Annotated in this window: 12 protein-coding genes; 6 read left to right on the forward strand and 6 right to left on the reverse strand. The window is 45.9% G+C overall.

What is annotated here, in order from left to right:
• Positions 1–138: 138 nt before the first annotated feature.
• A complete protein-coding gene (lepA, locus tag CLV59_RS19615) occupies positions 139–1935 on the reverse strand; it encodes a translation elongation factor 4 (protein ID WP_111593769.1) in 1797 nt (598 codons plus the stop codon).
• A 153-nt stretch (positions 1936–2088) separates the two neighbouring features.
• Here lepA and CLV59_RS19620 point away from each other — a divergent pair, with 153 nt between their 5' ends.
• From CLV59_RS19620 to CLV59_RS19630, 3 genes are read left to right on the forward strand one after another with little or no spacing between them, the layout of a single operon-like run.
• A complete protein-coding gene (locus tag CLV59_RS19620; RefSeq protein ID WP_111593770.1) occupies positions 2089–2346 on the forward strand; it encodes an acyl-CoA-binding protein in 258 nt (85 codons plus the stop codon).
• An 18-nt stretch (positions 2347–2364) separates the two neighbouring features.
• Entirely contained in the window at positions 2365–3606 is a 1242-nt protein-coding gene (gene rocD, locus CLV59_RS19625; RefSeq protein WP_111593771.1) for an ornithine--oxo-acid transaminase, read from the forward strand.
• Positions 3607–3634: 28 nt separating this feature from the next.
• Positions 3635–4276, forward strand: coding sequence for a VIT1/CCC1 transporter family protein (locus CLV59_RS19630; protein WP_111593772.1), 642 nt, complete (start codon positions 3635–3637; stop codon positions 4274–4276).
• 4 nt (positions 4277–4280) lie between these two features.
• On the opposite strand, the gene CLV59_RS19635 is transcribed toward CLV59_RS19630, so the two are convergent.
• Positions 4281–4670, reverse strand: a complete 390-nt coding sequence (locus tag CLV59_RS19635; protein WP_111593773.1) for a hypothetical protein — start codon at positions 4668–4670, stop codon at positions 4281–4283.
• Positions 4671–4828: 158 nt separating this feature from the next.
• Positions 4829–7012 carry a S9 family peptidase gene (locus tag CLV59_RS19640; RefSeq protein ID WP_111593774.1) on the reverse strand — a complete coding sequence of 728 codons (2184 nt, stop codon included), beginning with the start codon at positions 7010–7012 and terminating at the stop codon, positions 4829–4831.
• A gap of 288 nt (positions 7013–7300) precedes the next feature.
• Between CLV59_RS19640 and CLV59_RS19645 the strand changes: the two genes are divergently transcribed.
• The 3 genes from CLV59_RS19645 (at position 7301) to CLV59_RS19655 (ending at position 8947) form a co-directional block, all read left to right on the forward strand.
• Positions 7301–7558 (forward strand): hypothetical protein, encoded by a 258-nt coding sequence (locus tag CLV59_RS19645; protein WP_111593775.1) that lies wholly within the window; start codon positions 7301–7303, stop codon positions 7556–7558.
• A 76-nt stretch (positions 7559–7634) separates the two neighbouring features.
• The gene (locus CLV59_RS19650) at positions 7635–8246 is read left to right on the forward strand and encodes a trimeric intracellular cation channel family protein (protein ID WP_111593776.1); all 612 of its coding nucleotides are present in this window, start codon (positions 7635–7637) and stop codon (positions 8244–8246) included.
• Between the two features lie 56 nt (positions 8247–8302).
• A complete protein-coding gene (locus tag CLV59_RS19655) occupies positions 8303–8947 on the forward strand; it encodes a MarC family protein (protein ID WP_111593777.1) in 645 nt (214 codons plus the stop codon).
• Positions 8948–9274: 327 nt separating this feature from the next.
• On the opposite strand, the gene CLV59_RS19660 is transcribed toward CLV59_RS19655, so the two are convergent.
• From CLV59_RS19660 to CLV59_RS19670, 3 genes are read right to left on the reverse strand one after another with little or no spacing between them, the layout of a single operon-like run.
• Positions 9275–10369 carry an efflux RND transporter periplasmic adaptor subunit gene (locus CLV59_RS19660; RefSeq protein ID WP_111593778.1) on the reverse strand — a complete coding sequence of 365 codons (1095 nt, stop codon included), beginning with the start codon at positions 10367–10369 and terminating at the stop codon, positions 9275–9277.
• Positions 10356–13592, reverse strand: coding sequence for an efflux RND transporter permease subunit (locus tag CLV59_RS19665; protein ID WP_111593779.1), 3237 nt, complete (start codon positions 13590–13592; stop codon positions 10356–10358). Before CLV59_RS19665 ends, CLV59_RS19660 begins: the two co-directional genes overlap by 14 nt.
• A 30-nt stretch (positions 13593–13622) precedes the next feature.
• A complete protein-coding gene (locus tag CLV59_RS19670) occupies positions 13623–15026 on the reverse strand; it encodes a TolC family protein (RefSeq protein WP_111593780.1) in 1404 nt (467 codons plus the stop codon).
• Positions 15027–15053: the final 27 nt, after the last annotated feature.

Consider the following 15053-nt stretch of genomic DNA (forward strand, 5'->3'; position numbering starts at 1 on the left):
CAAAGGTCGCTCTCCTGCGGCCGGGAACTGTTATACAATCTTTACAATGATTTATATAATTTCTCTGCATGATGAAAACTAAAAAGGGATGGACGTTTTGCAACGTCCATCCCTTTTTTATCTGAAGTAGTTTCTTTACTAATCGTCCAGTTTCAGTACGGCCAGGAATGCCTCTTGTGGCACTTCTACGTTTCCGATCTGACGCATACGTTTTTTACCTTCTTTCTGTTTCTCCAGGAGCTTACGTTTACGGGAGATATCGCCACCATAACATTTCGCGGTTACGTCTTTACGCATAGCGCTGATGTTTTCACGGGCAACGATTTTCGCGCCAACGGCTGCCTGGATAGCGATAAGGAATTGCTGGCGTGGCAGCAGTTCTTTCAGCTTTTCGCAGAGTTTACGACCGAAGTCTTGTGCACGGCTACGGTGAATCAGGGCGCTCAAAGCATCCACTTTATCGCCGTTCAGGAGGATATCCATTTTCACGATATCGCTTTCACGGAAGCCAATTGGGGAATAGTCAAATGACGCGTATCCGCGGGTCTGACTTTTCAGTTTATCGTAGAAGTCGAATACAATTTCTGTCAGTGGCAGCTCAAACATCAGTTCCACGCGGGTGGTGGTGAGGTAGCTCTGGTTAAGGAGGATACCGCGTTTACCCAGGCAGAGTGTCATGATGTTACCGATATAATCCGGCTTGGTGATGATCTGCGCACGAATCCATGGCTCTTCGATGCTGGACATCTTGGTAGGGTCCGGCATTTCTGACGGGTTATTTACCGTGATGGCTTTCGTTTCTTTGGTATCGTACGCGATGAAGCCTACGTTCGGAACGGTGGTGATAACGGTTTGGTTAAACTCACGTTCCAGTCTTTCCTGGATGATCTCCATGTGGAGCATACCGAGGAATCCGCAACGGAAACCAAAACCAAGCGCCTGGGAAGTTTCCAGTTCATAAGTCAGGGAAGCATCGTTCAGCTGGAGTTTGTCCATACAATCACGGAGCTCTTCGAAATCCTCTGTTACTACCGGGAAGATACCGGCGAATACCATTGGCTTTACTTCCTGGAAACCTTTAATGCCGTCCAGGCAAGGGTTGCTGGCCAGGGTGATGGTATCCCCTACTTTTACTTCTTTGGCATTTTTAATACCGGTGATAATGTACCCTACGTCCCCGGTTTTTACCTCGCTCTTAGGTTCGAGGCCGAGTTTGAGGATACCTACCTCATCCGCTTCATATTCTTCGCCTGTGTTAACAAAGCGAATTTTGTCTCCCTTCTTGATAGTACCGTTATATACGCGGAAATAAGCAATAATACCACGGAAAGAGTTGAATACAGAGTCAAAGATCAGAGCCTGAAGGGGCGCTTCCGGATCTCCTTTAGGAGCTGGAATGCGGGTTACAATAGACTCGAGGATTTCCTCAATACCGATACCGGTTTTACCGGATGCCAGGAGAATATCTTCGTCTTTAACGCCGATCAGTTCAATGATTTGGTCTTTTACTTCCTCGATCATAGCGCCTGGCATATCAATTTTATTGATAACAGGGATGATTTCGAGGTCGTTTTCCAGTGCCAGGTAGAGGTTGGAAATTGTTTGTGCCTGAATACCTTGTGCAGCGTCTACCAGGAGGAGAGCTCCTTCGCAAGCGGCCAGTGCGCGGGATACTTCGTAGGAGAAGTCCACGTGACCGGGCGTATCAATCAGGTTAAAAGTATATTTTTCACCGTTCTTGGCGGTGTAGTTCATTTGAATAGCGTGACTCTTAATGGTAATCCCTTTTTCACGCTCCAGATCCATGTCGTCCAGTACCTGCGCCTGCATGTCGCGGTCTGAAATTGTTTTGGTAAACTCCAACAAACGGTCAGCCAGGGTACTTTTACCGTGGTCAATATGGGCAATAATACAAAAATTGCGAATATTCTTCATATGATAATTTACTGGTACGATGGATGATCTTATTGCAGATCAGGCCATTTCAGCCCGCAAAGGTATTAAAATTAGTTGGTTTATTTGGTGAATGTTTAATTTATCTGCACCTTAGTAAAACAACGATCATTCATTCTTTTAAAATTAGGATCTATGGAACTTACACAGGAATTTGAACAAGCGGTCGCAAACAGTAAAACGCTCTCCGAAAAGCCCTCTAATGAGATTCTGCTGCAGTTATATTCATTATATAAACAAGCCACTGAAGGGGATGTCAGCGGAGAAGCACCTTCCAATCCATTTGATTTTGTGGCAAAAGCAAAGCATAATGCCTGGGAAGAACTAAAGGGCAAATCCAAAGAAGATGCGATGAAAGAATACGTAGCACTGGTGCAGCGATTAAAAGGATAATTGATTTAATTTTACATAATGATACCCACAAATACAATAACGGAAAGAACCCAACATTTTCTGGATCTGGAAGAACAGTACGGCGCGCATAACTATCACCCGCTGCCAGTGGTTTTAGACCGAGGCAAGGGCGTATACCTGTGGGACGTTGACGGTAAACAATATTATGATTTTCTGTCAGGCTACAGCGCTGTTAACCAGGGGCATTGTCACCCGGCGATCATTGCCACGCTGATAGAACAGGCACAAAAACTTACTTTAACCTCCCGGGCATTTCATAGCGACCTACTGGGAGAGTATGCAGAATATATCACCCGTTTCTTCGGATATGATAAGGTACTGCCGATGAACACTGGGGTGGAAGCGGTGGAAACAGCCCTGAAACTGTGCCGTCGCTGGGGATACCAGGTAAAAGGAATACCGGAAAACAAGGCTAAGATTATCGTCTGCGGCCATAATTTCCACGGCCGTACTTTAAATGTCATTTCTTTCAGTACCGATGCGGACGCCAGAAACAATTTTGGTCCTTACATGCCTGGTTATGAAATTATTCCTTTCAATAACCTGTCCGCATTGGAACAGGCCTTACAGGATAAAAACGTAGCAGGTTTCCTGGTAGAACCCATCCAGGGAGAAGCCGGTGTGGTAGTCCCAGACGAGGGCTATCTGGCACAGGCTTACCAATACTGTAAAGATGCGAATGTATTGTTTATGGCAGACGAGATCCAGACCGGCCTGGCGCGTACCGGCAGAATGCTGGCCTGTGATCATGAAAATGTAAGACCTGATATTCTGATACTTGGTAAAGCATTGTCAGGTGGAACCCTGCCTGTGAGTGCTGTTCTCGCCGATGACGATATTATGCTGACGATCAAGCCAGGAGAACATGGTTCCACTTATGGTGGTAATCCCCTTGCTTGTAAAGTAGCCATGACTGCACTGGAAGTACTCAAAAACGAAAAAATGGCGGAAAATGCCGAGGCGATGGGCATCTTGCTCCGTAAAGGATTGCAGGATATACAATCTCCTTACATTACCACCATCCGCGGAAGAGGACTGCTGAATGCCATTGTTGTTCAACACGATGATCCGGAAGCAGCCTGGGATCTCTGCCTTACTTTAAAAGACAACGGCCTGCTGGCAAAACCCACCCATGGCGATAAAATCCGATTCGCTCCACCGCTGCCCATTAATGCAGCACAGGTGATGGATTGTGTCAGCATTATTCAGCGCAGTCTGGAATCAACATTCCATCGCTAAATACCCGGAATATTAAATTATCAGATACATGGCGGACAGCCACAAAGCCATCCGGAGCTCCGGATGGAGTACCGACCTGCTCATCGGTTTTCCTGATGGGTTATTCCTGCTTTTTTTCTCTACGCAGGTGATACAGCACTTCCCAATGGAAGTGCAAAAATTCTACAACCTCCAGTTGGCCATCTGGCTGATTGGTACGTTGCTGGTTATGTTCAGCGCTTTCCGTGCCAATCGCGGAGATCTGCAACATGATAATCCCCTGCTCACTCCTGAAGAAAAACAAAAATTACAAGGATTAGATATCAGTGAAACGACCATCGATCATATCGCCGACGAAATGAAAAAAGATGCGGACCTATGGGAACGTACACTGGCAGAAGAAAAGGTAAAGGAAACTACGTATAGTCGTGGCCGTGCTATCAGCAGCGCTATATTCACGGGACTCTTTTTTCTGATGGGCGGAGGCTTGTCGGTGTATCCGTATCTCGCTAATGAAAATTTCAATGCTGCTTCTCAAACCAGCATGATGCTGGTTTTCCTGGGATTAACTATATTCAGCTTTATCAAAGCCAGATTAACAGCACAGCGCCCATTACCAATTGTTATTCGCTATTGGTTAATGGGCGCTGGTATTTTAGCAGGCGCCTGGATCCTGCAGAAAGTATGGTAAGCGTTTATTTATCTACTCTGGTAAACAGTACGGATAAAAATGCTGCCAGGGCAGCCGCTACAGAGATATATAATGCAATATGAGTTTGTGGACAGATACCAATCTCACAACGAGAGAATATCATCATATTCCGGAATGTCCATGCCAGCAGGAATCCGCATACAAACAGATTTACACGCAACGTCCATTTTTTGCGCAATGCAAACATCGCCAGCGCTACCACTGAGAGGAAAATATTCAGTTTTCCCGGTTCTCCATAGCTGGAACCTACTGTATTCACACCGGTAAATATCAAATGCTTCAAATGCACATCATTGATTTCTGACCATGGCAGGAAAGCACAGATAATAATTACTGCCGAGGCGATGATACCAATAATCCTGGTTATAGACATAAAACTCATTTTAGGGAAGCGAAGGTAAGGGTATCTCGCAAAGACGCAAAGAGAAAATAAGAACGCAAAGGAGTTATGTTGAAATATATTATTTAAAATCTAAACAACTTTATTTCTCTTATTTGCGGCCTTTGCCCCTTGGCGTTCTTTGCGTGAAATCATCTGGCGCCCGGAGCGCAATGCGTCCTCACGAAATTGGTGAAGAGCGTAGACAGATGTTCATCTGTTCCCTCTCCTTCTGAAATACTGTGTGAACGATTCGGATAGGCCATGAACTGCAGTTGCTTGTTATATTTGATCAGGGCGTTCAGCATCATTTCAGAATTCTGATAGTGCACGTTATCATCTCCTGTTCCCTGAATCATCAACAGATTACCTTCCATATGTTCTGCATAAGATACCGGCGAACCTTTCTTATAGGCTTCCATATCTTCCTGCGGTAAACCCGTATAACGTTCCTGGTAAATATTATCGTAGGTCAGCAAATTCGTTACAGGCGCGATAGAAACGCCGGACTTGAACACGCCTGGATATTGACAAAGCAGGTTCAGCGTCATGGTACCGCCGCCGCTCCAGCCCCAGATAAGGGTACGGGACGAATCGATGAATGAATATTTTTCCATCAGCGCTTTTGCTGCCATCGCCTGATCGCGGGTATCAATTACGCCAATTTTCTGATAGATGGCTTTTCTCCATTCTCTTCCTTTAGGCAGTGGCGTACCACGGTTATCGAAAGATACATAGACGTACCCGTCATCTGCCATGTTACCTTTGTATAGTCTGTCTCTGCCCACATGCCAGGAATCCAGTGTGGTAGCGGCGGCAGGACCTCCATACACCGTAAATATGACAGGATATTTTTTGGATGGATCGAAGTTCGTCGGCCTCACCATAAAACCATCCATCTTTACGCCATCAACTGTTGTTACCTGCACATACTCCAGGTTCTTGGCAGGGTTGGCAAATTTTGTCAATCCTTCTTCCATCTTCTTACTTACGGCCGGCGCTTCCTTCAGGTTGATGAATTCATTCAGCGGACGATATAGTTTCCAGGTAGACAAGGAATGGTATGTCCACAAGCTATTAGGCGACATTTCATACTTATTGGTACCGCTAAATGCAGCAGGGGTCAGCTTTTCCGCCGGGCCTCCTGTCATAGGCACTTTGTAGAGGTATTGCTGCACTGGATTATCAGGAGAAGCAAGGAAATAAATAGCATTAGTAGCCTCATCTGCACGTAACAACTTGATGACATCGTAATTACCTGGTGTCAGGAGTTTTACGGTATTATTAGTCAGAGAGACATGATATATATGACGCCAGCCATCTTCTTCACTCAGCCACAGGAAGGACTTTCCATCAGGCAGGAAGTCCCAGCCTCTGATACCGGTATCATCCCAGGTACCTTTGGTGTCTATCCATGCCGCATCTTTTTCAGTGTAGATGGTTCTGGTAGCGCCATTGTCGGCACGACATACCATAATCTTACTTTCATTCTGGCGTCTGTTCAGCTGCTGAATGATCAGTTCATTAGAATTTGGAATCCACTCCATTCTTGGAATATAGTGCTGCCGGGGATCTCCGGGCACATTCATCCAGTTGGTGCGGGCCGTTTGAATATTTACTACCCCTACTCTGCATGCGGATGGGTCCTGGCCAGCAACCGGATATTCCACCGGAATGGTAAAGGAATAGATAGAGTCTGTGTTATTGATCATGAGGAAGTCGCGTGTTTTGGTAGCATCCAGCTGCCAGTAGGCAATGCTTTTGCTATCAGGACTCCAGCGGAATCCATCGCGGCAATCCAGTTCTTCTTCATATACCCAGTCGAATGTACCGTTAATAAAGTGACGGTTACCATTTGTGGTCAGGGCTTTTATTGCGCCGGTATTGAGGTCTTCCACGTAAATGTTATGCTCACTGACGTATGCAGCGTTCTTTCCGTCTGGGGAAATCTTGGCAAACATGAGGGAAGAAGCAGGTCTGCCTTTACCTAACTGGCGTAGTTTTTTGGTGTTCAGGTCCAGTACCCAGTAGTCGCCTTTGGTTTCATAACGCCAGACTCTGCGGGTATTGGTAAACAATAATACACGGGAATCCTGCTGGTAAAACTGGAAGCTTTGCACGTCCAGTGGCTCCTTGGAGCCCGCGGGGGTCATCAGGCTTACAGGCACTTTAAGCGTGGACGCCTCTCCATTGCAGGGCATATAAGCGATACCATCTTTTTGCATCTGATAGGTACCGGATCCTTCTTTACTCCATTGAAACATGGGGCCCGGCTGAGCCTGCAACAGGAGTACCGCCCCCTGCAGGAATAACATTAACAGGGTAATTCTTTTCATCTGATTTTAAATAAGTTGCAATGGTAACAAAAAAATAAAAACAATGCGAACATTTGCCCGATGCGGGCGTTATGAGAGGCAACGACCTGGAAAGGTATAATAAAATCTGTGCTATTTTTGATTATGTGGATAAAAAGTTATGTATAAAGCAAAAATATTCATATGATTTTATCTATTTTTATGCAAGAAATAATAATTAGTTAATGAGAATCAGCCGGTTAAGACCTAAGTATGTTTACCTGCCTGAAATTCTGAAAATTTTATCCTGATAGAAAAACCATAATAGTTATGATTCAACTGACATTATCTTATAAGAACCGCGAATTCAACCAACTCGAAGATTCATTCCTGGCACAACTGGCAGAAAACACGAAGAAGTTACTGTACGCTTTACTGGAAGATATTTACGATCTCGTTATTAAAGAGAAAGGTCGTTTCCGTATCAATCTGGATCACCACCCAAAAATTGAAGTAGAAGGTTTCAGCAGCGATCTGCAAGATCAGATCGAGCGTACGCTCCGTGGCGAATACGACTACGATTATTGATTTGGTTAGTTGCATCGGAATTGCTGTAGGCAGGCGGGGATTACTTATCTTGCACCCCTAAATGTAATATCACCGAATGCAGCTTACCTTCATTCAAGTATTGGAGTTATTGGGAACTTTTGCGTTTGCCATATCCGGGGCAACAGCAGCCATCAACAAATCTTATGATGTCATCGGACTGCTTACACTGGCGTTTGTAACTGCCATTGGGGGCGGTACTATCCGCGACCTGCTTATAGGAGCCACACCTGTGGCCTGGATGACGGATGAACTGAGTAATAGCGCTATTATCATTGCTGCTGTTATTGCCGCTCTCTTTTTCTCCTACGTCAAAAGACTGCATCACTGGCTGACTATTTTCGACGCAATCGGTTTAGCCTTATTTACCGTAACCGGGATCAATAAAGGGATTGCGGCTGGTCTTCCCATGCCCATTTGTGTGGCGCTAGGCACTATTACCGGTACTTTCGGCGGCTTGTTGCGCGATGTTATCAGCGGAGAACAACCTATTCTATTCACCAGAGAAATCTATGCCGCCGCTTCTATCGCTGGCGGAACGCTCTATGTAGCAGGCGCATATTACCATGCAGATCCAGGTTTAATTCAGAGTATAGCCGTTACCGTTATAGTCACAATTAGATTGGTAAGTTTACGCTATAACTGGCAGCTACCGCGACTCCGCGCATAAATTTTTACCACTATAATATTATACCTTATCAGTAATAAAATTCATATATTGCTGTTATGAGGGAATTATTCGATAACTACTTTGCATTTGCTACCACCGTGTTCATGGGATTGCTCGCGATTGTGAATCCTATTTCTGCTATTCCGGTATTCCTGGAGCTGACCTCCAATATGGATAAGCCCTCGCGGCGGAACATTGCTACCAAATCCGTGCTGATTGCCTTTTCCATTATCGCTGTATTCAGTGTGGCGGGTAAACTGATTTTTCATGTATTCGGTATTACATTAGCTGCGTTGCGTGTTACAGGTGGGATTCTTGTATTTGTTATCGGTTATGAAATGGTGCGTGGAAAAGGAGAAGACAAACAAAATCCTAAACTGGGCGATCAACCTGTAAAAGCGGACCAAGGTATCAGTGTGGCTATTACGCCACTGGCAATGCCCCTGCTGGCCGGCCCAGGAACTATTACCACCTCTATGAGTTATTCTGCTGCTAAAGACGTATATCATCTTCTGATTGTAATGGCTGTCTATGCGCTGATCTGTTATATTACTTATATGCTGTTCATTGCCGGCGATAAAATTGTGAAAGTCATTGGAACCAATGTCATGATGGTGATAACCAAAATGATGGGCTTAATCCTGGCCGTTATTGGCGTACAGATGCTTGCTCTTGGAGCCATGGAGCTATTCAAACTTTGATTTTTCTTTCCCCGAACAAAACAATTTCATTTTGCCTTGTGTTATAAAGGTATAAATACTGACATGTAGAGCTAGAGAGAAAAATCGGCCCCTACCCGATCTGAAAAACAGAGACAATCCTTTTTACTTACTGTAAAATAAAATCTTTCGTCACCTTAGGTGATGCAGTATATTTTTTCGATTAACAACAGGTAAAATCCGTTATTGATTACTAGGTGGATGTTATCGTTCCCTTTTTTCAATAGGAACATTAAAATCAATATAGACGGAACAGTTAGCAGAAAAGCCGTCCCGATTCTTCGGGACGGCCGGTATTTTAGGGCATACCTATTCTATGATGGCGCCTTCTTTTATTTCATCTGTTGCAACGGCAATTACCTGATCGCCTTCATGCAAATCGCCAAAGACTTCTGTAGAATCATTATGATGATTTCCTTCTTGTACATCTATCCATTTCGCATGATGATCTTTTACCACTACCACATACTTTCTTTCTGTAGATGCTACCACCGCCGATCCTGGCACTACTACCGCTTTTGCGGAGCCGTCTACAGGTAATGTTACTTCTGCATACATTCCTGATTTAAGCGAATTATCCTTATTAGGGACATCTATCTCCACAGCTTCAGATCTGTAACGATCGCTGAGCGTACCTGCCTGCCTGCTGATCGCTCCTCTGAACGTAGTGCCTGGTAATGCATTCACCTGAAAAGTCACCGGAGCGGCTTCTTTCAGCTGTGCGCTTAATATCTCTGGCACCTGCAACACCAGCCTCAACCTACCTTCTTGTTCCAACATCAACATAGGTTTGTCGTCCACTTTGGTGGCCGGCCCCACCAATGCGCCCGGGTGGATATTACGCTCTGTTATCACGCCATCAAAAGGGGCCGTAACAATAAGGTAGCCTTTCATCACCTGCGCTGCGGCGAGATTTGATTTTTCGGTGTTCATCAGGGCACTGTCTGCCAGCATTTTTGCACGGGCCATTTCCAGATCATGTGGTGCAATGGTTCCTGGCGTTTCGCTGGTGGCCAGCATACGCTCGAAATTATCTTTACTGGCGGCATACAATGCGGATGCCTGCAAATAGCGGGATTGAGCAGCCAGATACTGTTCCATTATTTCCGGCGCTTCCAGTTGCAAGAGCAGCTGCCCTTTATGTACATGGCTACCGCGGTCTACTGCCACCGTTTTAATAAAACCGTTGACCTTTGGAAAGATGCTGACTTTCTCAAACGCCTCTAAAACACCAGGCAGCTGTAAACTTGTTGCCAGCGGCTGTTTTACGACGGTAGCTAATGCGTATTTTTTAGGCGTGGGAATTTTCACTTTCGCTTTCGCATCGGAATGATGACAGGAAGTCATCATCACGGCTGTACCAGCTACCAGCAATATTTGAACGAATGTTTTATACGGTTGCATGCATTGAGTTTTGAGAGTGATGAGAAGTAATTTTTTCTGCTGGCATCAGCGACGGAGAAGCATAGCTCGATTTGCACTGCGCTCTGGCATAGACCAGTGGCAGAATAAGTAAAGCTGCAAATGTGGACGCTATCAGTCCCCCGATAACGGCGCGTCCCAATGGGGCAGTCTGGTCTCCCGCCTCTCCCATGCCGGATGCCATTGGTATCATACCAGCTACCATGGCTAAACTCGTCATTAATATCGGACGGAGTCGGACGCCGGCACTGACAATCGCTGCCCGGAAAGAATCATGATATTCCAATCTTAATTTTTCTGCATTGGTTACAATTAAAATCGCATTGGCTACGGATACGCCGGTAGACATAATCATCCCCATATACGATTGCAGATTAAGCGTTGCACCGGTAATTAAAAGTGCAATTAACGCACCTGCAATTACTGCCGGTACTGTTGCTAGTACCACTAATGAAAGTCGGAATGACTGGTAATTAGCTGCCAGTAACAGGAAGATCACCACTACTGCGATCCCCAGTCCATTTTGCAGACTGCCCAGCGTTTCTGTAAGGAGACTGGAAGCGCCTTTAATTTCTGTCACTAATCCTTTCGGCGGAACGCCGGCATCTTTGATGGCTTTCTGTACTGCCTGTGTAGCAGTAGCCAGATCAGTACCCGTAATGTTTGCACTAACGGTAACGAATCTACGAGGACCGGCTCTGTCGAATTCACCCGGCATTTCCGTCATAGAGAAATTAGCGACATCCCCCAATACCGGCCGTGGCTGGCCTTTTACCAGTGGAATTTCCTTCAGGTCGTTTAATTCAGTCATACTGTATTCCGGAATCTGCACTTGTGTTTGATAGGTATAAGCTGCCTTTTCATCCAGCCACTGATTTTTTTCTGTAAAGCGGCTGGAAGAGGTAGATGCGGTAACAGAGCGGGCCACCTGACCAATGGTGAGTCCCATCTGCGCCAGTTTGAACCGGTCTATGGATATACTGATAACTGGGAAATGTAAAGGTTGTGCAATCTGAACATCGCGGAGATACGGTATCTGCTGCATATTGGCCACTACCTTTTCTGCATAGCCGGCAATCTCCTTCATATCCTTTCCTGCCACTCTCACTTCTATTGGATTACTGGCGCCCTGGCTCATTATTTTTTCAGTCAGGTCTATTGGTTCAAAGGAGACACGGGTCTGCGGGAATGCAGCGGCTATATGGCTTCGCAGCGTATCCTTCAAGTCGTCCATATTCACTTTATAGTCTTCATCCAGGTTGACCTGTAATACTGCTTCATGCGTACCGCTATTGAAAACATACAAGTTACTCGTACCGTAGCTGCTTGGAATCAGTCCAACATAAGCGGAACTAATCATGACATGGCCATTGGTTACGCTATCGATCATATCGAGTACCTGATGAACACGGGCTTCGGTTCTTTCCAGTCGCGTACCATCGGGTTCACGGAGGCGAAGCTGGAACTGACTGCCATTGATATGCGGCATCAAGTCTTTTCCGATAAAGAGATAGCATCCAGCGGCCAAAGCGATAGCGCCTATAAGATACACGGTTACTATCAGTTTGGACTTAGGCGCCATACGTTCCAGTAGCCGGATAAAACGATGTTTGAAACGATCAAAACCTTTCAGTTGTTTTTCATGCGCTTCCTCGTGATGCAATTGGGAATTGATCTCTACTACTTCTTCGTGGTCCAATGCCAGTCCTGCCGGGGCGTGTTGATACTTCTCTGCTTTGAGCCACCAGTTGCTGACCACAGGGACCAGCGTCTGCGCAGCAAAATAAGAAGCAATCATAGCGAAACCAATGCTGAGGGCCAGTGGCAGGAACATCGCACGTGGTACGCCTGTCATGATGAAAGACGGCGCAAACACGGCTAGTATACATAATAATATCAGCAGCAATGGGAAGGAAATTTCCTCGCATGCATCGTAAATAGCTCTACGTTTGGGTTTTCCCATCTCCAGATGCTGATGTATATTTTCTATCGTTACTGTGGCCTGATCCACCAGGATACCAATGGCTAAAGCGAGTCCGCTCAACGTCATGATGTTGATGGTTTGTCCGCTGAGGTGCAGGAACATCACTGCTGTCAGAATCGCGATAGGGATGGTGATCACCACTACAAGGCAACTGCGCAGGTCTTTCAGGAATAGCAGTACCATGAGACCAGTCAGCAATGCGCCGAGGATACCTTCTGTCATCAGACTTTTCACGGCATTGATCACAAACACAGACTGATCGAATTCATAGCTGATATGCACATCATCCGGCAGCAGATTTTGCATTTCCGGAATGCGTTGTTTCAATGTTTTCACGACATCCCATGTACTGGCATCTGCCGTTTTCACCACTGGTATATAAACAGAGCGCTTACCATTTACCAGGGCGTAATCTACCGTTACGTCTGCCCCATCTGCTACATTCGCTATATCTTTAATAAAGATGTTACTGGCGCCGTTGCTGGTGATAGGGATATCTCCAAATTGAGCCACTTGTTTCTCCAGGGAATTGACGGTAGTAACATACATGGTATTGTTTATACGAATATTCCCGGAGGGCGTCATGACGTTATTCTTCGCGATGGCTTCCACTACCTGATCGGCAGAGAGGTTGAAACTGCGCAACTTCTGCGGATCTACATTTATCACTACTGAACGCGTATTAGCGCCAAATGGCGGCGGCGCCGAGAGTCCGGGTACAGTTGCAAACATCGGACGGATACGGGTGGCAGCAAGGTCCGCCAGTTCTTTCAGGTTCCGGGTAGGGCTGCTTAATACCAGCTCTCCCACCGGCAGAGAGGACGCATCGAAACGTACTACCTGCGGCGGTTGTGCTCCCGGAGGAAAAAAGTTCATTGCTCGATTCACTTGCAAAGCCACTTGCGCAGAGGCTTCTGCCATATCTGTACTTTCGTAGAAAGTAAGTTTTAACAGGGTAAGTCCCTGGATATTTTTACTTGAAATATTCTTTATTCCATTCACATAGAGAAACTGATCTTGTAGTCGGGTAGCAAAAAAGCCTTCCATCTGTTGGGGCGACATCCCGCCATAGGACTCAATTACATAGATCGTAGGCAGGTTCAGTTTTGGAAAAATATCTATGGGAATCTTGAAGATGGCCAGAAAAGAAAACAGGAGCATTCCTGTCATAATAACGACCACCGCTATTGGTTTCTTTAGTGCCGAGGATACTAGTGACATAATAATCTTTTTAGAATCAACTAATCCATATTATTGCAGGTGCTGCAATAATGTTTGAATGGTGTTTCCTGCATAAGCAGCTCTGAACAAGGCTTTCCAGGCGGCATCGCGGGCTTGCACCAGGTCTGTTTCCGCACGGTTCAGTAAGAACAGCGCATTGGTTACCTCGATAATATTGGTAAGCCCGGCTTTGTACAACGCCGTTTTCTGTGTAGCGGCAGCCCGGGCTGCATTGAGCTGGGCCGGAATTTCGTGTAGCCGTTCTTCTGCAATGGCCATATCGGACTGCGACTGGCGCATGGATTGTTCCAGTTTCAGGCGGGTACTTTCCAGATCTTCTTCTGCCGCTTCCGTTTTATAGCGCTGTACCGCTACTTTTTCGCGGGTGCGTTTCAGATCTGTTAGATTATAGGTGATACCCAATCCCAGCAGGTAGTTATACCGGCTGTATCCCACTCCGCTCCAGAGATTATTATTATAGTAATCGTTGTATTCTCCGCTGGAACCACGCATCCATCCGGCTGCCATCAGGTTTACTTTCGGCATGGTACTTTTCCGGATCACATTTTCCTGTGCCTGTTGTTGCAGGTACTGGGCATGGTAGTATTCCAGCAAAGGATGATGCGCAGCAGTATCCTGTTGTGGCAGGTAGTCTGCCAGCAATCCTTCCAGTTGAGGATTGTAGGTAGAATCAGCTTTAATAACCGCAGTGTCCAGTCCAGTAAATGTGGAGAGCTCAATTCTCAGTCGGTTATAGAGCGTATTTACATCAATCAGGTTGAGTTTTGCCCTGGAGAGTTCCGCAGCTGCGATGGCGCTGTCCACCCCAGGTTTAAGACCATGTTTAACAATGGCATTCACTGCGCGTTGCACATCTTCTGTGCGGTGTATATTATCTGTCTGAATTTTCCGCAGTTCACTGAGGCGGAGTAATTCCAGGTAATCCTGGATGACGCCCGCTGTCAGTTGGTTTGCCGTATTATTCAGGCTGGTTTCCTGTACTTTCAGATCGGATTGGGCAGCATTACGTTGAGAAGCATATCCGCCAAAATTGTAGACTTCCCATTGCATCTGGGCCATGGCAATATTACCGCTCATGAGCTGACTGTTATTCTCATTACGGATACCACCTGAAGTAGATGGAATCATGCCCATTGTAAAGTAGGAACCATAAATACTATTATCTGTTCCAAGGTCCAGCTGTTCGTGTAATTTAAGTGCGGGATACCAGTTGTGTTTTACATCTGTCAGACTTGCTTTGCCTGCTTTCACTTGTGCCTCTTTGGCTTTCATATCCGGGTAATGCTGGAGGGTCCTGGATATAGCCATATGCAACGTGAAGCTGTCCGCTGGCGTTTGCGCAAAGCATTTACTGGTGACTACTGCGCATAGCAATATCACATAGCAATGCTTCACGAGGTTATATAAATTCATATACCGTGATCAAATACTAATGAAATA

This window comes from Chitinophaga dinghuensis (assembly GCF_003259435.1).
Classification (GTDB): Bacteria; Bacteroidota; Bacteroidia; order Chitinophagales; family Chitinophagaceae; genus Chitinophaga; species Chitinophaga dinghuensis.